This is a genomic window from Thalassococcus halodurans (assembly GCF_900108225.1).
In the GTDB taxonomy this organism is placed as follows: domain Bacteria; phylum Pseudomonadota; class Alphaproteobacteria; order Rhodobacterales; family Rhodobacteraceae; genus Thalassococcus; species Thalassococcus halodurans.
In genome coordinates, this window is record NZ_FNUZ01000002.1 from 948,455 (window position 1) to 965,153 (window position 16,699).

Here is a 16,699-nt window from a genome sequence, read left to right on the forward strand (position 1 = left end):
CCGCGACATCGTCAGAAGAAATCGATCGAAACCTGTAGCAGACGTTCAACCTCTGCCACGTCTTCGCTAAGTGCGAAGATCACGATGATATCGCCTTCCTCGATCCTTAGATCGCCACTGATCTTGACCACCTTGTCACCCTTGCGAACCGCACCGACCAAAACCCCTTCCGGAAACTGGATATCACGGACGCGCTGTCCTGCGATCGGAGAAGTAGAGAGCACTTCGGCCTCGATCACCTCGGCCTCGGCATCGCCGATGGAATACACCGCGCGCACGCGGCCGTGGCGGATGTGGCGCAAAATCGATGAAACGGTCGTCGCCCGCGGGTTGATGTAGGCGTCAACGCCGAGCGGGTCCATCAGCGGCACGAGCGTCGGGTCGTTGATCAGCGCGATGGCCATAGGACAGCCTTCGGCCTTGGCCCGAACCGCCGCCAGCATGTTGGTTTTATCGTCGTCGGTCACACACAAAACCGCATCGGCACGGTCGATGTTCGCCTCGGCCAACAGGGCCGCGTCCAGACCATCCCCGTGCAGAACAATTGTTTTCTCCAACGCTTCAGCCGCGTGTTCCGCACACTTCCGGTTCTTTTCGATCACCTTGGCCCGCACGCGTTCGGCGCGGCTTTCCAATTCGCGCGCCACCATCAGGCCGACGTTGCCGCCACCGATCAGAACCACGCGTTCCTGTTTGTGATTGGGCTTACCAAAGATTTCCAGCGTCCGGCCCACGTCATCAGCATGGGACATGATATACGCGCTGTCGCCTTCAAACAGCTGATCTTCCGGTTCGGGCGCGAACAGCGTGCCGTCGCGACGAACACCGACAACCACAGCACGCAGCGTCGAAAACAGATCCGTCAGCTGGCGCAGCGGCGTGTTTACGATGGGACAGTTTTCATCAATGACCAGACCCAGCAACTGCGCGCCTCCTTCAAGGAAGCGTTCCGTATCGAAGGCCGCAGGCGCGCTCAGGCGCTGCAAGGCAGCCGCCGCAACTTCGCGTTCGGGCGAAATCACAACGTCAATCGGCACGTGATCGCGACGATAAAGATCGGAATAGATTGCCCGCAGATAGGATTGCGACCGCAGGCGGGCAATCTTGCGTGGGATCGAGAAAACCGAATGGGCCACCTGACAGGTGACCATGTTGACCTCGTCGGAATAGGTGGCGGCGATGATCATATCCGCGTCACGCGCACCCGCACGTTCAAGCACGTCGGGATAGGATGCAAAGCCAGCAACCCCCTGAACGTCCAGAGAATCTGTCGCCCGGCGCACAAGGTCGGCATTGTTGTCGACCACGGTCACATCGTTTCGTTCACTCGCCAGATGACGGGCAATTTGCCAACCGACCTGACCTGCACCACAAATGATGACTTTCATGCACCTGCCCCGAGACTACGGATCATAGACGATTGGTCTGACATGCCGCGCAGCAACAATCAACGCGTCAAACGCAACGCCAAAAGGGCGTTGCAGTTAAAACGCATCAGGACGCTTCGCGCTCAAGCTCGGATTCATCTTCTGCATCTTCGATCCGCGCAATCCGTGCCCCGCCCTTGGCCGTGGTGACCACGCCCAAAGATTTCAGCTTACGGTGCAGTGCCGAGCGCTCCATGCCCACAAAGCTGGCTGTGCGAGAGATATTGCCACCAAAACGGTTGATCTGGGTCAGCAGATATTCACGCTCGAATGCCTCTCGTGCTTCGCGCAGCGGCAGTGTCGCCAGCGTGTTCGAAAGGACAACACGACCATCGTCCGAATCCTGACGGGGCGTTTCCTGCGGCAATTCGCGCGCCTCGATCTCGCCCGTACCATCGCCAAGGATCAGCACACGTTCGACAAGGTTCTTCAACTGACGCACGTTGCCCGGCCAGACCATCGTCTGCAAAAGCGCAATCGCATCGGCGCTCAGGTCGCGCTTCGGCAGACCTTGGGCCTTATGGCACTCTTCGATAAAATGCGCGGTCAGCGCAGGAATATCCTCGCGGCGTTCTTCCAGCGACGGCACATCGATCGGCACAACATTCAGGCGGTGATACAGTTCTTCGCGGAAGCGGCCTTCGTTGATTTCCTGATCCAGCGATTTGTTGGTCGACGAAATCACCCGCAGATCGACGCGCACCTTGTCCGCACCGCCCACGCGCTGGAACTGTTGGTCCACCAGAATGCGCAGGATTTTGGACTGCGTACCAAGCGGCATATCCGCCACTTCATCAAAATAGATCACGCCGCCATGCGCCTGCTCTAGCAGTCCGGGCTCGACCCCGCGTTCAGCCGTTTCGCGACCGAACAGAACCTCTTCCATCGTCTCAGGCGAAACGCCCGCGCAGTTCACTGTCACAAACGGTGCCGAGGCGCGGTTGGATTTGGCATGGATATAGCGTGCCGCCACCTCTTTGCCGCTGCCAGCCGGTCCCGTCAGCATGACGCGACCATTGGATCGCGTCACCTTATCCAACTGAGATACCAGCTGGCGGAAGGCGGCGCTGTCACCGATCATTTCGGACGATTGGGTATCACGACGCTTCAGGCTCTGGTTTTCGCGACGCAGACGGGATGTTTCCATCGCACGACGGATGACAACCAGAAGCTGGTCAATGTTAAACGGCTTTTCGATGAAGTCGTAGGCGCCCTGCTTAATTGCAGCGACCGCGATCTCGATGTTGCCGTGGCCGGAAATAATGACCACAGGCACGTCAGGATTGTCACGCTTTACCGTTTTCAGAATGTCGATCCCGTCCATCTTGCTGTCTTTCAGCCAGATATCGAGGATCATCAGAGCGGGCGGCTCTTTGTTGACCTCGGCCATCGCCTCGGTCGAGTTTCCGGCAAGACGGGTCTTAAATCCCTCGTCTTCAAGGATATCACCGATCAATTCGCGGATATCGCGTTCGTCATCAACAATAAGAATGTCACCCATCTTTCAAATCCTTCTTCAAACCGTTTCCACTGTTTTCTGGGATGTTATTTTCTCAGCGCCAAACGCCAGAGGCAGTGTAATCACCGCCATCGCGCCGACCTGTGGAGCCCCCTCAAACAGGGGCGCATCGTCAAGAGCCAGCGTGCCGCCATGCTCTTCGATGATCTTTTTGACAATCGGCAGACCCAATCCTGTGCCCTCGTCACGGGTGGTGACATAGGGTTCAAATAGGCGGGCGCGGTCCTCGGGAAGACCGATGCCGTTGTCCATAATGCGGACTTCGCATTTGTTGTCGTGTATCGTCAGGCTGACGCGAATTTCGCGCTCAAACCCTTCAGGCGCGCCATCTTTGACAAAGCTTTCAATGGCTTCGCCTGCGTTTTTCACAAGATTGGTCAGCGCCTGCGAAATCATTGTCGCGTCGATTTCCGCCATCACCGGCTGATCCGGCAGCATGGATTGGAACCGCACCTCGGGCTGACCGGCCTCTTGCAGGATCAGCACACCGCGTAGCAACTCGGCCAGATCTTCGGATTTGGTTTCCGGCTCTGGCATACGGGCGAACTTGGAGAACTCATCCACGATCCGGCGCAAGTCACCCGTTTGGCGGACGATCACATCGGTCATCTGTTCCAGCCGCTCGGCATCCTCGGCCTCAAGGCTGCGGGCAAACTTGCGACGGATACGTTCAGCCGACAGCTGGATCGGCGTCAAAGGGTTCTTGATCTCGTGCGCGATGCGGCGTGCCACATCACCCCACGCGGCCATACGCTGTGCACTGACCAAATCGGTCACGTCATCAAAGGCCACAACGTAGCCTTCCAACCCGCCATCTTCGCGACGACGCGTCGACATGCGGACCAGCAGGTTTTCCAAACGCCCGTCGCGGCTGACCTTGATTTCTTCCTGTTGAACCTCGGACCCGCTATCGACCAGCTTATCAAACAAGGGGCCAAATTCTGGAACCGCCACAGTGATCGGCAGGCTTTCTTCGGTTTCCTGCCAATCCAGCAAACGCTTGGCCGACCGGTTCACAAAGGCAACGCGCCCCTCGGAATCAAGACCGACAACACCGGATGTGACCGAGGTCAGCACCGAGTCGAACAGGCGCTGACGACGTTCAATCTGGCGCGTGTTGTCCAACAGCGTTTCGCGCTGCGCCTTCAGCTGGCGGGTCATCTGGTTGAAGTAGCGGCCGAGCATGGCGATTTCGTCGTCACCATCAGCGGCGCGAACCTGCACATCCAAATCCCCTGCCCCGACACGCTGCGCAGCACCAGCAAGGCTACCTACCGGACGCGACAGACGTTCAGCAAACCAAAGCCCCAGCCAGACCGCCGCTAGGATCAGAAGCAAGGCAAAGCCAAGATACAGCAAAGCAAAGTCGAACAGACGGCGGCCCCGTTCGCTTTCTTGTTGCTGGTAAAAGCGCGCGGTTTCTTGTGTTTCGTCCAGCAGGTTCAGGATCGTACCGTCAACGTCGCGACTGACATAAAGATACCGGTCCGCAAACTGTGTCAGTGGCACCAAAGCGCGGAATTCGTTGTTGTCCCAATCCTCGATCAGAACAATGCCGTTGTCTTGCGCCTGTTTGATTTGCTCCAAAGAAGGCCGTTCGAAATCAAACAGATACGACCGTTCCCCGCGCGATTGAATTTCGCCCACGCCATCAATCAGATAAGCTTCACGCAGGCCGCGCTGAATTTGGGACTGACCGTTGGACAGAACCTGCCGCAATTCGCCGTCATCCATAAACCGCGCATTGCGGGCCGTTGTGTCGATAAATCCGGCCAACGCCTGCGCGTCTTGGGTCAGTTCGGCGCGATGTTCGGCCTCATAGTTTTCTGCAGCAGAGAGGGATGCGCCAACCACGTTCTGAACCCGTGTCGAAAACCACGTTTCTAAACCGAAATTGATGGTCAGCACCGCAAAAACGGCCACAGTGATCGTCGGCAACAACGCCATAATTGCAAACACGCCGGTCAATCGCAGGTGAAGCCGCGATCCAGCCGATTGGGCACGTCGTGCAGCAACGATGCCCGCAACGCGGGACAGAACCAAAGCCGCCAAAAGCAGAACGTAAACAAGGTCAGCCAGCAGGACCAACCGCAAAGACAGGCTTTGCGATGATGCATTCCCGAGCGGGCCAAGAACCAGATAGGTTGCAACAGCCAGCACAGGCCCCAGAAACACGAGCCCAAGCGCCAGAGCCGTCTTGAAACGGCGCTGGTTTCTAAGTTGCGTCAACTGCGCAAACTTCAATTGTCGTGCCCGAGTGGCCACAGCCGCCCTCGCATTGATTGGCCGTCAAACGCGACCTACCGCCATATATTGTGGTCTCATCGACGCAAAGTGCATCGCGGCCACGGTTGTGTGGCGATTTTACATCAACTTACGGCGTCGTGTCACGCGAATATCGAGGTCGGTGATCTTCTTTCTTAGCGTATTTCGGTTGATGCCCAGCAAATCGGCGCATTTCGCCTGATTTCCACCTGTCGCTTCCAGCGCGATTTCAATCAGCGGGCCTTCGACTTCTTTCAGGATACGGCCATAGAGCCCCGGGGGCGGCAACATAGAGCCGTGCAGGTCAAAGTACCGACGCAAATGGCGAGAGACCGAGGTAGACAGCTTTTCGCTATCGCCGCCACGCAGGATCGGACCTGTTTCAGGCTGGTTGCCCAGAACGGCCTCAACCTCGGCCTTGGTGATTTCGTCAGCACGACTGGTCAGCGACAAACGGCGTACGGCGTTTTCCAACTGACGCACGTTGCCCGGCCATGAATAGGCGCGGAAAATCTCGCCCGCATCATCAGACAACCAACGCTTAGGCCCACCTTCCCGTTCGATGCGGGCAAGGAAGTGATCGGTCAACAGCTGAATATCTTCCACCCGTTCACGCAGGGACGGCACCGCAACGGTGGCGCCGGACAGACGATAGTACAGATCGCGGCGCACACGGCCGTTTTCCATTTCCTGCGACAGATCGGTCTGGCTGGTCGCCATGAAACGCGGCACATGTTCGCCCGGAACATCCATCATGCGAACGATCCGCGCCTGGATTTCATCGTCGATATCGCCGATTTCATCGATCAGCAGCGTCCCGCCTTTCACCCGCGCCAGAACGCGTGCAGGGCCTTCCAGATCGGACAGATCGGCGGCAGTCACCGTTACGAACGGCAACATACGACGATCCGAGAAGTCATGAATTGCCCGCGCGATCAGAGACTTACCCGTGCCACTTTCCCCACAAATCAGAACCGGAAGATCGGTGTTCATCACCCTTGCGACCAGTCGATACAGCGCCTGCATCGCAGGGGTTTTACCGATCAGCGGCAGCTCTTCGGGCCCGTCTGCGTTTTCAGAGGGCTCGTCCTTGCGCGGGGCGACATTGCGGTTTTCCAACGCGCGCGCCGTGCGCTTCATCAGGTCCGGCAGGTCAAACGGCTTGGGCAGATAGTCATACGCCTCGGCCTCGGCGGCCTGAATGGCGGTCATGATTGTGTTCTGCGCGGAGATCACGATCACCGGAAGGTCCGGTCGATCCTGATGGATTTTCGGCAGCATTTCCAAACCGTTGCCGTCCGGCATGACGACGTCGGAAATGACCACATCGCCCTTCCCTTCGCCAACCCAGCGCATCAACGTCGTCAAGGACGACGTCGCATGCACCTTACACCCCGCGCGCGTCAGCGCCTGCGTCAGAACTGTCCGGATCGTGCGATCATCATCAGCTACAAGAACTGTACCGTCCATCAGTCGGTCTCCTTTGCGTCACGGGGGGCCAGCGGCAGGGAAATGCGGAAGCGTGTTTTCCCGGGGACGCTGTCGACAGAAATCCATCCGTCGTGATCAGAAATAATTTTGGACACGAGCGCGAGGCCAAGCCCCGTGCCGTTTTCCTTGCCAGATACAAACGGGTCGAAAACATCGCCTTCAATGTCTGGCGGCAATCCCGGACCATCGTCGATAATTTCGATCTGAAGGGGCAGAGACTGCCCTGTTCCATCCGATCTGCGCAGGCGGAAACTGTGTTCGTAGAACGTATGCAGACGGATCGTGCCGCCTTGCTGCGGGTCGGCGGCCTCGGACGCGTTTTTAACCAGATTCAACACCACTTGGAGCAACTGGTCCGGATCACCGTAGGCCAGAGGCAAGGACGGATCGTAGTCCTCGATTATCTTCATATGCCCGCCGAACCCCAACAGGGCAGAACGCCGTGCGCGGTCCAAAACATCGTGGATGTTAACCGCCTTCCGTTCGGGCGCAGACAGGTTTCCGAATTGTTCGACCTGCTCCAGCAGTTTTACGATGCGGCGGGTTTCCGCAACGATCAGGTCGGTCAGTTCCAGATCTTCCTTGTTCAGGTTCATCGACAAAAGCTGAGCCGCGCCGGTGATCCCCGCCAAAGGGTTCTTGATTTCATGCGCCAGCATCTCGGCCATACCGATCGCGGATTTGGCTGCCGATTTCACAGAATGGTTCTGCGTCATACGCCCCGCCAACTCACGGGGGCTGATCAGCATGATCATCCAACCCGGCTGGTTCTGAATCGGCGCGATGTGCAGCGAGCAGACCAAGGGTGGGCGATTGCCTGTGCCGACATCGACATCATTCACAAACAAAGGCGTGCCCTGTTCGCGGGCCCGTTTGAAGCTGGCCTCAAGCGGAGCATCCACTGCCAGTTTATCCCAAACGGGCTGACCAAGCAGCGTCTTGGTCGAATTGTTCATGAACCCTTCAGCGGCGGGGTTCAGATCGGCAATCAGATCCGACCCGTCGATCAGGATTGCAGGAACCGGAAGCGAAGACCAAAGCGCGAATTCTAGGCCGGTGTTCATGCTGCGGCCTCGTCAAGTTCGGGATGATCTGCCAAAGCATCAGGCAAGAGCGCCAGAACCTCGGCTGCGGTTTTTGCTGTCAGTACACGTTTGCGCAACGCAACCGGTGTCCGCGCGTTGTCCATATACCAACCCAGATGCTTGCGCGCGACGCGCAGGCCCAGATCAGCGCCGTAGAAATCCAGCATCGCCTCGTAGTGACCTGACACCAGATCGACCAGTTCGCTGCCTTCCGGCACGCTGGGCGCGCGGCCGCCATAAAGCTCGGCCGCGATCTGCGCCAATATCCAGGGACGCCCTTGCGCGCCCCGACCGATCATCACGCCGTCCGCGCCTGACGCATCCAACGCGTTCTGCGCGTCTGTGGCCGAACAAATATCACCGTTTGCTATCACTGGTATATCTACTGCTTCTTTGATCTTGGAAATCGCCGCCCAATCGGCGCGACCTTTGTAAAACTGACAGCGCGTGCGCCCGTGGATGACAATCATCTGAATGCCAGCGGCCTCGGCCCGTTGAGCCAGTTGATCCGCATTGTGGCTGTCATCATCCCAACCCAGTCTGGTTTTCAGCGTCACAGGTACATCTACCGCCTCAACAACGGCCTCGATCAGGCGTAGGGCATGATCCAGATCGCGCAACAGCGCAGAACCCGAATACCCACCCACGACCTTTTTCGCGGGGCACCCCATATTAATGTCGATCACCTTGGCACCGTTGCCTTCGACCAATTTGGCGGCTTCTGCCATCCAAACGGGATCGCGACCGGCAAGCTGGACCGACGTATTTTCAACGCCAAAGCCAAGCTCGGCCTTTTCGCGTGTCGCCCACTTGCCCTGCACCAGTTCCTGCGATGCGATCATCTCGCTCACAACGAGACCTGCACCGAAACTGGAGACCAGTGTTCGGAACGGCAAATCGGTGATTCCCGCCAAAGGAGCGAGAAGAACCGGTTTCGGGATGTCAGCGGACCCAATACGCAAGATTTAGCGCCTATTCATTGTGCATCTACTTCGAGCTACCCCGCAGCATTGCCTTGATCAACGGCAATAGACCGTTTTCCGGCCAGCAAAAAGGCACATGCCCAAAAATTAAGCAAATACCTTCGGACGATTGCGCGCCACCCTGTCAAAGCCTAGGAAGTGCTAAATCCTGAGGAACCCTTTATGACCACAGCAACCATCATCGTCGCGGCAGGTCGCGGGACGCGTGCTGGCGGCCCCAAACCCAAGCAGTGGCAGCAGATCAACGGGCGTATGGTTGCCGACTGGACGATTGATCTGTTCCTACCCTATGGCCCTGTGGTTCTGGTCATAAATCCGGATGACACAGATATTGCCGACACGCTGAAGGCGCGGGACCAGATCATGCTGGCCACCGGTGCATCCGAGCGCGCAGGATCGGTGCGCGCCGGGCTTGAGCAATTAACCGGCATCCAACCGGACAAGGTGCTGATCCACGATGTCGCCCGCCCCTGTACGCCCAAGCCCGTCATCGACAGCGTTCTTGCCGCGCTGGAAACAGGTAAAGCTGCGGCCCCCGCCCTGCCCGTGACAGATGCGCTGTGGATGGGGGAAAACGGATTTGTCACAGGCACCCGCGATCGCACAGGCCTGTTTCGCGCGCAAACTCCGCAAGGTTTCGACTACCAAACGATCCTGTCCGCACATCAAAACCACCCGGGCACCGCCGCCGACGATGTAGAAGTCGCCCGTGCCGCAGGGATCGAGGTTGCGATCACCCAAGGATCGGACCTAAACCTGAAGATCACCGCGCCCGAAGATTTCGACCGCGCGTCCCGCATTCTGGAGGAACTTTATGGATCTGCGACTGGGTAACGGCTTTGACGTGCACCGCTTTTGCGAGGGCGACCACGTCGTTCTGTGTGGCGTCAACGTCCCGCATGACAAAGGGCTAAAAGGCCATTCGGATGCCGATGTCGGAATGCACGCGGCCACCGACGCGATCTATGGCGCATTGGCAGAGGGCGACATCGGTCAGCATTTCCCGCCCTCCGATCCCCAGTGGAAAGGGGCCGAAAGCCACATCTTCTTGCGCCACGCCGTCGATCTGGCCAGCCAGAAGGGCTATTCCATCTGCAACATCGACGTGACGCTGATCTGCGAAAAACCCAAGATCGGGCCACATGCCGCCCGCATGCGCAAGGTCATGGCACAAATCACCGGGCTGAATCCCGATCAGGTGTCGGTCAAAGCAACGACCTCTGAACAATTGGGCTTTACGGGCCGCGAAGAAGGCATCGCGGCCATCGCCACAGCCGCTTTGGTGCGCACATGAGCCGCCTGATCGCCACCGTCTTTGGCGTAGGCTATCTGCGCCCCGCCCCCGGGACATGGGGCTCATTGGCAGCCCTGCCCTTGTTTTACGGATTGCACCTTCTTGGCGGCATTGTCGCGACGTTGATCGGCGTCATCGCTGTGGGGGTCGTCGGTTACTGGGCCACTAAGCAGATGACCCAAGGAAGCGACAACCACGACCCCAGCGAAATCGTGATTGACGAGGTTCTGGGTCAGTGGATTGCCCTGCTCCCCGTATCCTACGGCGCGGTTTTCGCAGGCGCAGACATTCTCACCCTCTGGCCCGGTTGGGCTGTCGGTTTTGCCGCGTTCCGTCTTTTCGACATCTGGAAGCCCTGGCTTGTCGGGCGTGCAGACCGCCGCAATGATGCTGTTGGCGTAATGCTGGACGACGCATTTGCCGGTGTTTTCGCGGCCATCGTGGTGTTTATCGCCGCAGCCCTCTACCACATTCCTCTGATCATGGCCGCACAATGACCCAAGCCCTGTCCGAACAGCTTTTGGCGCTTGCTACGGACAAGCGACTGACCGTCACAACGGCGGAAAGCTGTACGGGCGGGATGGTCGCGGCGGCCATCACCGACATCGCGGGCAGTTCGACCATCTTCGAACGGGGCTTTGTCACCTATTCAAACCAAGCCAAGCACGACATGCTTGGCGTCAGAACTGAAACGCTTGATGCCTTTGGCGCGGTCTCCGAAGAGGTCGCCCGCGAAATGGCCGAAGGCGCACGGTCGGCTGCGAACGCCGACATCGCCGTCGCAATCAGCGGCATCGCTGGCCCGGGCGGATCCGAATTCAAACCTGAAGGTCGTGTGTGCTTTGGATGGTCGAGCATCCAAGGCACAGGCAGCGAAACCATCGAATTCGGAGCGATCGGACGCGACAAAGTGCGTCAGGCATCAACCAAACACGCACTGCAAAAGCTGCTCAACGCAGCGACTCTGCTCTGATCAATAAGTACGCACAGCGCGAAAATACCGCCCATTTTTTAATCTTTTTCAAAACGCACCCATTTTAACCACTCAGATTCACCCATCGCTGCTTTTTTTCGCGCTTCACATACGCTTTCTCCCGCCCAAACAAAAAACGCTGGAAGGGAAATCAAATGAACGGAGCGGATACCGCCTGGATCATCGTCGCAACCGCGCTGGTCCTGTTTATGACGCTACCTGGCCTCGCCTTGTTCTATGGCGGCTTGGTGCGGGCACGAAATGTGCTGTCAGTTTTCATGCATTGTTATGCAATTGCCTGTTTAATGAGCGTCCTTTGGTTCGCTTTCGGGTATTCCATCGCGTTCGGTGACGGAAATGCCTACTGGGGCGGTCTCGGGAAAATGTTCCTTGATGGGGTCACTGCAGACAGCCTGTCAGGCACCCTGCCCGAAATCCTGTTCTTTGCCTTTCAGATGACATTTGCGATCATCACACCGGCCCTGATCGTCGGTGCTTATGTTGAACGCGTGGGCTTTGGTTTTGTGCTGATCTTCTCGTCCCTGTGGATGCTGATCTGCTACGCACCGGTTGTTCACTGGATCTGGGGCGGTGGTATGCTGGCCGACGGCGGCATCTTTGGCGACACAGGCGCGCGTGACTTTGCAGGCGGCATCGTGGTTCACGAAACAGCCGGTCTGGCCGCCTTGATCATCGCGATGTTCCTTGGCCCGCGCAAAAACAAAACCACACCTCCGCACGCCCCCGGTTACACCATGATCGGTGCCGCGATGCTGTGGGTCGGCTGGTTCGGCTTTAACGGCGGTTCGCAACTGGCCGCTGACGGTGGCGCTGCGATGGCGCTGACAGTCACTCACATCTCGGCAGCGACCGCATCGCTGACATGGGCGCTGTGGGAGAAGATCAAGTTCGGCCGCGCATCCCTGGTCGGTATGGTCACCGGTACAATTGCAGGCCTCGCCTCTATCACTCCGGCATCCGGCTTTGTTGGCCCGGTCGAAGCCCTGATCATCGGCGCAGTCGCAGGTATCCTGTGTCAGGAAGCCGTGAACCTGATCCGCAACAAACTGCAGATCGACGACACGCTGGACGTCTTCGCGGTCCACGGCGTTGGCGGCATCTTCGGCACGATCATGATCGCTGCCTTCGGTGCTGGCAGCTGGGCTGCTCAGCTGGGATCACTGGCCATCGTCGGTGTCTTCACCATCGTTGTCACAGTCGCGCTGGTCTACATCACCAAACTGGTCGCACCGCTGCGCGTTGATGATGAAACAGAGCACAACGGTCTCGACATCTCTGTTCACGGCGAACGCGCCTACGACATCACAAGCTGATCAGAGCTGGATATGAAAAACATGAACCGTCGCGCCTGTCGCGGCGGTTTTTCTTTGGGGCTTTGCCCCCTTGGCCTTCGGCCAATTCCCCCAAGGTATTTATGGAAAGAAAATACATAAAAGCCTGCGCCCGATCCGAGGACGCAGGCCAACGACCTAAGGACGAGATAAACCAGAGCGGCGCAGCCGCACAATTGGATCAGGTGTAGAGTTCGGCAGCGCGGCGTTCGAACGCGCGCACGATGCGTTGCATCGCCTCGTAAAAGAACATGCCAGCCGCCCCTTGCAGGATCGGATTGCGGAATTCGAAATCCACAAAGAAATGCACGTCCACACCGCCTTCGACATCTTCGAAATGCCAGCGGCTGTGCATGTGACGAAAGGGACCATCCAGATACTCGGTATCAATGCGCTTTTCGCCGTCCGTCAGCGTCACTTTCGACCCGAAGCGTTCACGAAATACCTTAAAGCTGATCACCAGATCGGCCAGCATCACCCTCTGCTCACCTTGCCGTTCCTCAGAACGGATGCGCGCGGCGGCGCACCAGGGCAGAAATTTCGGATAGGATGCGACGTCGGCAACAAGATCGTACATCTGCTGCGCAGTGTAAGGCAGCGTTTTCGTTTCAGAGTGGGTCGGCATGACGCCCCGTTTCATCGTGACAGTGGTGCTGGATGTCGTATGCTCGGGGCGAAAAATCAAGGGCAAGACGTGACCATGCAACCATATGTCATAGATGAAATGATCTCGGCCAAAGCCATCGCCGCCCGAATCGAGGCGCTGGCGCAGGAAATCGCCGCTGAATATTCGGACACGGACAAGCTTGTGGTTGTCGGCCTTTTGCGCGGCAGCTTTGTGTTTATCGCCGATCTAGTCCGTGAATTGTCCCTGCCGGTCGAGGTCGATTTCCTTGAGGTTTCCTCCTATGGCGACGCCATGGAATCGAGCCGCGAGGTGCGCGTTCTGAAAGACCTGCGCAGCGGGATCGAGGGGCGTGATGTTCTGGTGGTCGAGGACATCGTGGACACGGGCTTTACCCTGAGCCACGTGATCAAGATGCTGCAAAACAGGACGCCCCACAAACTGCGCACCATCGCTTTGCTGGACAAACCATCGCGGCGCGAGGTTGATGTCCGTGCCGATTGGACCGGCTTTGAAATTCCCGACGAATTTGTCGTGGGCTATGGCATCGATTTTGCCCAGCGCAACCGCAACCTTCCGTTCATCGGGAAGGTCAGGTTCACTGAGACCGATTAAAGCAGGATCAAACCGTGCGGTGTGACGCCGCGCGGAACTTTGCCCGGGCTCTCATAGATCAATTCAAATGCCTGTCCCGCGCCGGCCTCTTTGGCCTTTCTTCCTGTCAAAAAGGGTCGCGCCGTTGGCGTCCGCGGCGCTTCATCAAAAGCCCTCGCAAATATCTCGGGACATTTTCGCAAAAAATCACTGCGGGCGCTGTCGCTGAGGACCGAAAGCGAACGTGGCCCAAGGTAAAGCGTTTCGCTCCATACTCCATTCGCTAGCACCAGTTCATGAGCCTCGCAAAGGATATGAACAAAATGAACTCTGGAACGTGGCTTAATCCTGATCGTGTCATTGTTGACCAGATGCTTGGCTGCGATCAGCGCCTGATGCTGGCCACACATTTCATGAACCTTGGGTCCGACAACCAACATGCGATGTTGCTGCGAGACTGAAAGGTATTCATCGCCTGTATCAGGGTCATGAAAGACGACAGGTGCATTTGCATCTGTGCCTCGCAGTCGCGAATGACCGACCCAGACAAGCTTTTGATAGCCGTGATCCAGTGTCATGACCTCGTCGCCACTGACCAGTCGGTCAACCCGAATGTCCCCTTGTCGTGTTCGTATCTGCGTACTGGCATCAAAACACACAAACGGGTCATCCACGGCAGACAACGCGACGCCACTATATTCGACACCGTCCCACGTCCCGAGTTGAAGGTACGTGACATCGCTATAGTGGCCAGCGGGAATGTCGCTATCCATGATACGGACCGAATAGCTACCGTCATCGAACAGCGTAACTTGCAGCGAGATATCGGTATACGTGACCCCGTAAATTGTGAGCGTGGAATTGGTATAAAGTGCGACCTCTTCCGGGATCAGCGTCATCGTAGGGCCAATAATGGCCTCACCGGAATCAGTTCGCGATCCATCAAAGGAATCGTCATCGTAAATGATACCGTCGCCATTCGCGTCCCGCAGAATGACGTCGACATATTGCGACGTATCGATGACCAATCCGTTGCCGATTGCATCAAGGTTATTGTAGTCGAAAATGCTGTATCCCGGCCAGGGCGTGGTAACGTACCATCCCCAGCTTGCTACATCAGGCATCCCTGCATCCTACCAATCATCTACTCCACGACGTCATCGACAAGATTGCTGCTTCCGAATGCCAATAGCTGCGGTCACAACAAATCCCACGCACGACGCAAAATTGGTGCCATCCTCGACAGCACAAACAGGCAGGAATTAGTGGGGATCGGGTCTGTTTATTCGGCGGCGTTCCGAAGTGCCGCCATCAGGTTCTGGAACTTTTCACCCTGAACAGCGACGTGCCCGCGCAAGGTGTTGGCGGCGGTTTCCGCGTCGCCGTTCACCAGCGCCGAGACGATCGCCTCGTGTTCGGCCATGGATTGCGACATGCGCCCGCGCAGTCGCAACTGCTGGCGGCGGAATGGTTTCAGACGGTTGTGCAGACGCTGCGCCTCTTGTTCAAGAAAGGCGTTGCCGGACTGTTTGTAGATGATCAGATGAAAGCGTTCGTTTTCATTGTAGTAGCCATCGGCATCCCCTGCATCGACAGCCATCTGGCATTTGGCATTGGCGTCGCGCAAGTTTTCAATAGCCTGATCTGTAATGCGTACCGCGGCGAAACGACCGCAGGCTGCTTCCAGTTCGGCCATCACCTCGAACATCTCAAGAAGCTCGACCGGACCGGGTTGCCGCACGAATGTCCCGCGACGGGGAATCAGTTCGACCAGTCCGGTCAGGGACAGGCGCTGGAATGCTTCACGGATCGGAGTACGGGAAACGCCGAATTGTTCGGCCAGCCGGACCTCGTCCAGCCGGTCTCCATCAGAATAACCACCTGCGAAGATCATCTCTTCAATCTGTGTGGCAATGCTATCTGCGCGACGTGTTTCCATGATCAAGGATTAGACGCAGTTTCCTCAAAGTTCAAGAAATCAATTCTTGTATACAAAATGTTTGACTCTGGAAACACAGGCTCCATAGTGTGGCGCAGGTTCTGGCATTGCCGGTCAACCAAAGGGAGGAGAAACCATGAAATCCATTTTGAAATCCGCTGTCGCGGCCACCGCCCTATTGGCGCTTGGTACAATGGCGCAGGCCACTGAACTGCGCCTGTCGCACCAGTGGTCGAACAAGGACGTCCGCCATCAGGTGGCGCAGATCGTAGCTGATGAGGTGGCTGCCGCTGGCGTTGACCTCGACATCAAGATCTTCGGCTCAAAGTCTTTGTTCAAACCGCGCGAACAGTACAAACCGCTGAGCCGTGGCCAGTTGGACATGACGGTTCTGCCGCTCAGCTATGCTGGCGGTCAGCAGCCTGCGTTCAACCTGACACTGATGCCTGGTCTGGTGAAAAACCACGATCACGCAGCGCGCCTGAGCAACTCGCCCTTCATGGAAGCGCTTGAAGCCAAGATGGCAGAAGACGACGTGATGGTTCTGGTCCACGGCTATCTGGCCGGTGGCTTTGTCGGAAAAGACAAGTGCATCACCAAGCCCGAAGACGTGGCGGGCCTTCAGACACGTGCGGCAGGCAAAGCGTTTGAACAGATGCTGGCCGGCGCAGGTGCCTCGATCGCATCTATGGCGTCGTCCGAAATCTACAACGCGATGCAGACAGGTGTTCTGACAGCTGCGAACACATCGTCTTCGTCGTTTGTGTCCTACCGCATCTATGAGCAGGTCAGCTGCTATACACCGGCAGGCGACGTTGCGCTTTGGTTCATGTATCAGCCGTTGCTGATGAACAAATCCACGTTCGAAGGTCTGACCGAAGCACAGCAGGAAGCACTTCTTGCCGCTGCCGCAAAAGCAGAAGCCTTCTATCTGGAAGAGGCCAAGAAGCAGGACGCCGCTTCGGCCAAAGTCTTTGCTGACGCGGGCGTCGAGATCGCGGAAATGAGCGCTGAAGACTTTGAAGCATGGCGCGCGCTTGCGCAGGAAACATCCTACAAAGCCTTCGTCGAAGAAGTGCCGGACGGTCAGGCACTGCTGGATATGGCATTGGCGGTCGAGTAACCGCCCCGTCAGGGCGGCGCACCAGCCGC

At 57.5% G+C, this 16,699-nt stretch carries 14 protein-coding genes and 1 pseudogene; 6 read left to right on the forward strand and 9 right to left on the reverse strand.

All coding sequences use genetic code 11. The features are described from left to right. Window positions 1–11: 11 nt before the first annotated feature. The 6 genes from trkA to dusB all read right to left on the reverse strand — a co-directional run bounded on the left by trkA (window position 12) and on the right by dusB (window position 8,749). Complete coding sequence (gene trkA, locus C4S59_RS09580) at window positions 12–1,388, reverse strand: Trk system potassium transporter TrkA (RefSeq protein ID WP_103910213.1); 1,377 nt, start codon at window positions 1,386–1,388, stop codon at window positions 12–14. 106 nt (window positions 1,389–1,494) lie between these two features. Then, entirely contained in the window at window positions 1,495–2,928 is a 1,434-nt protein-coding gene (gene ntrX, locus C4S59_RS09585) for a nitrogen assimilation response regulator NtrX (protein ID WP_103910214.1), read from the reverse strand. A gap of 15 nt (window positions 2,929–2,943) precedes the next feature. Continuing rightward, the gene (locus C4S59_RS09590; protein WP_234994726.1) at window positions 2,944–5,175 is read right to left on the reverse strand and encodes a sensor histidine kinase NtrY-like; all 2,232 of its coding nucleotides are present in this window, start codon (window positions 5,173–5,175) and stop codon (window positions 2,944–2,946) included. Between the two features lie 135 nt (window positions 5,176–5,310). Next, window positions 5,311–6,681: a response regulator gene (locus C4S59_RS09595; RefSeq protein ID WP_103910215.1), complete on the reverse strand. Its 1,371-nt coding sequence runs from the start codon at window positions 6,679–6,681 to the stop codon at window positions 5,311–5,313. Next, on the reverse strand, window positions 6,681–7,766 hold the full coding sequence (locus C4S59_RS09600) for a two-component system sensor histidine kinase NtrB (protein WP_103910216.1): 1,086 nt from the start codon (window positions 7,764–7,766) through the stop codon (window positions 6,681–6,683). The genes C4S59_RS09595 and C4S59_RS09600 overlap by 1 nt, the downstream gene beginning before the upstream one ends. Further along, on the reverse strand, window positions 7,763–8,749 hold the full coding sequence (gene dusB / locus C4S59_RS09605) for a tRNA dihydrouridine synthase DusB (RefSeq protein WP_103910217.1): 987 nt from the start codon (window positions 8,747–8,749) through the stop codon (window positions 7,763–7,765). The genes C4S59_RS09600 and dusB overlap by 4 nt, the downstream gene beginning before the upstream one ends. Before the next feature lie 183 nt (window positions 8,750–8,932). Here dusB and C4S59_RS19795 point away from each other — a divergent pair. The 4 genes and pseudogenes from C4S59_RS19795 to C4S59_RS09625 all read left to right on the forward strand — a co-directional run bounded on the left by C4S59_RS19795 (window position 8,933) and on the right by C4S59_RS09625 (window position 12,371). Next, window positions 8,933–10,064 (forward strand): annotated as a pseudogene (locus C4S59_RS19795) (bifunctional 2-C-methyl-D-erythritol 4-phosphate cytidylyltransferase/2-C-methyl-D-erythritol 2,4-cyclodiphosphate synthase). Continuing rightward, window positions 10,061–10,561, forward strand: coding sequence for a phosphatidylglycerophosphatase A family protein (locus C4S59_RS09615; RefSeq protein WP_103910218.1), 501 nt, complete (start codon window positions 10,061–10,063; stop codon window positions 10,559–10,561). Before C4S59_RS19795 ends, C4S59_RS09615 begins: the two are co-directional and overlap by 4 nt. Beyond that, window positions 10,558–11,037: a CinA family protein gene (locus C4S59_RS09620; RefSeq protein WP_103910219.1), complete on the forward strand. Its 480-nt coding sequence runs from the start codon at window positions 10,558–10,560 to the stop codon at window positions 11,035–11,037. The genes C4S59_RS09615 and C4S59_RS09620 overlap by 4 nt, the downstream gene beginning before the upstream one ends. Window positions 11,038–11,192: 155 nt before the next feature. Continuing rightward, window positions 11,193–12,371, forward strand: coding sequence for an ammonium transporter (locus C4S59_RS09625; RefSeq protein ID WP_103910220.1), 1,179 nt, complete (start codon window positions 11,193–11,195; stop codon window positions 12,369–12,371). A gap of 199 nt (window positions 12,372–12,570) precedes the next feature. On the opposite strand, the gene C4S59_RS09630 is transcribed toward C4S59_RS09625, so the two are convergent. Then, complete coding sequence (locus tag C4S59_RS09630; RefSeq protein ID WP_103910221.1) at window positions 12,571–13,014, reverse strand: type II toxin-antitoxin system RatA family toxin; 444 nt, start codon at window positions 13,012–13,014, stop codon at window positions 12,571–12,573. A 69-nt stretch (window positions 13,015–13,083) separates the two neighbouring features. Here C4S59_RS09630 and hpt point away from each other — a divergent pair, with 69 nt between their 5' ends. After that, window positions 13,084–13,629: a hypoxanthine phosphoribosyltransferase gene (hpt, locus tag C4S59_RS09635; RefSeq protein ID WP_103910356.1), complete on the forward strand. Its 546-nt coding sequence runs from the start codon at window positions 13,084–13,086 to the stop codon at window positions 13,627–13,629. Here the strand turns inward: hpt and C4S59_RS09640 are convergent. Further along, the gene (locus C4S59_RS09640; protein WP_103910222.1) at window positions 13,626–14,732 is read right to left on the reverse strand and encodes a Hint domain-containing protein; all 1,107 of its coding nucleotides are present in this window, start codon (window positions 14,730–14,732) and stop codon (window positions 13,626–13,628) included. The genes hpt and C4S59_RS09640 overlap by 4 nt on opposite strands. Before the next feature lie 158 nt (window positions 14,733–14,890). After that, a complete protein-coding gene (locus C4S59_RS09645) occupies window positions 14,891–15,547 on the reverse strand; it encodes a GntR family transcriptional regulator (RefSeq protein ID WP_103910223.1) in 657 nt (218 codons plus the stop codon). 136 nt (window positions 15,548–15,683) lie between these two features. Here C4S59_RS09645 and dctP point away from each other — a divergent pair, with 136 nt between their 5' ends. Beyond that, complete coding sequence (dctP, locus tag C4S59_RS09650; protein WP_103910224.1) at window positions 15,684–16,670, forward strand: TRAP transporter substrate-binding protein DctP; 987 nt, start codon at window positions 15,684–15,686, stop codon at window positions 16,668–16,670. Window positions 16,671–16,699: the final 29 nt, after the last annotated feature.

What these genes read in the sequence shown, in the direction of transcription:
- trkA (WP_103910213.1), bottom strand. Translation starts at nt 1,388, where the DNA reads ATGAAAGTCATCATTTGTGGTGCAGGTCAGGTCGGTTGGCAAATTGCC.
- ntrX (WP_103910214.1), bottom strand. Translation starts at nt 2,928, where the DNA reads ATGGGTGACATTCTTATTGTTGATGACGAACGCGATATCCGCGAATTG.
- C4S59_RS09595 (WP_103910215.1), bottom strand. Translation starts at nt 6,681, where the DNA reads ATGGACGGTACAGTTCTTGTAGCTGATGATGATCGCACGATCCGGACA.
- C4S59_RS09600 (WP_103910216.1), bottom strand. Translation starts at nt 7,766, where the DNA reads ATGAACACCGGCCTAGAATTCGCGCTTTGGTCTTCGCTTCCGGTTCCT.
- C4S59_RS09615 (WP_103910218.1), top strand. Translation starts at nt 10,061, where the DNA reads ATGAGCCGCCTGATCGCCACCGTCTTTGGCGTAGGCTATCTGCGCCCC.
- C4S59_RS09620 (WP_103910219.1), top strand. Translation starts at nt 10,558, where the DNA reads ATGACCCAAGCCCTGTCCGAACAGCTTTTGGCGCTTGCTACGGACAAG.
- C4S59_RS09625 (WP_103910220.1), top strand. Translation starts at nt 11,193, where the DNA reads ATGAACGGAGCGGATACCGCCTGGATCATCGTCGCAACCGCGCTGGTC.
- C4S59_RS09630 (WP_103910221.1), bottom strand. Translation starts at nt 13,014, where the DNA reads ATGCCGACCCACTCTGAAACGAAAACGCTGCCTTACACTGCGCAGCAG.
- C4S59_RS09640 (WP_103910222.1), bottom strand. Translation starts at nt 14,732, where the DNA reads ATGCCTGATGTAGCAAGCTGGGGATGGTACGTTACCACGCCCTGGCCG.
- C4S59_RS09645 (WP_103910223.1), bottom strand. Translation starts at nt 15,547, where the DNA reads ATGGAAACACGTCGCGCAGATAGCATTGCCACACAGATTGAAGAGATG.
- dctP (WP_103910224.1), top strand. Translation starts at nt 15,684, where the DNA reads ATGAAATCCATTTTGAAATCCGCTGTCGCGGCCACCGCCCTATTGGCG.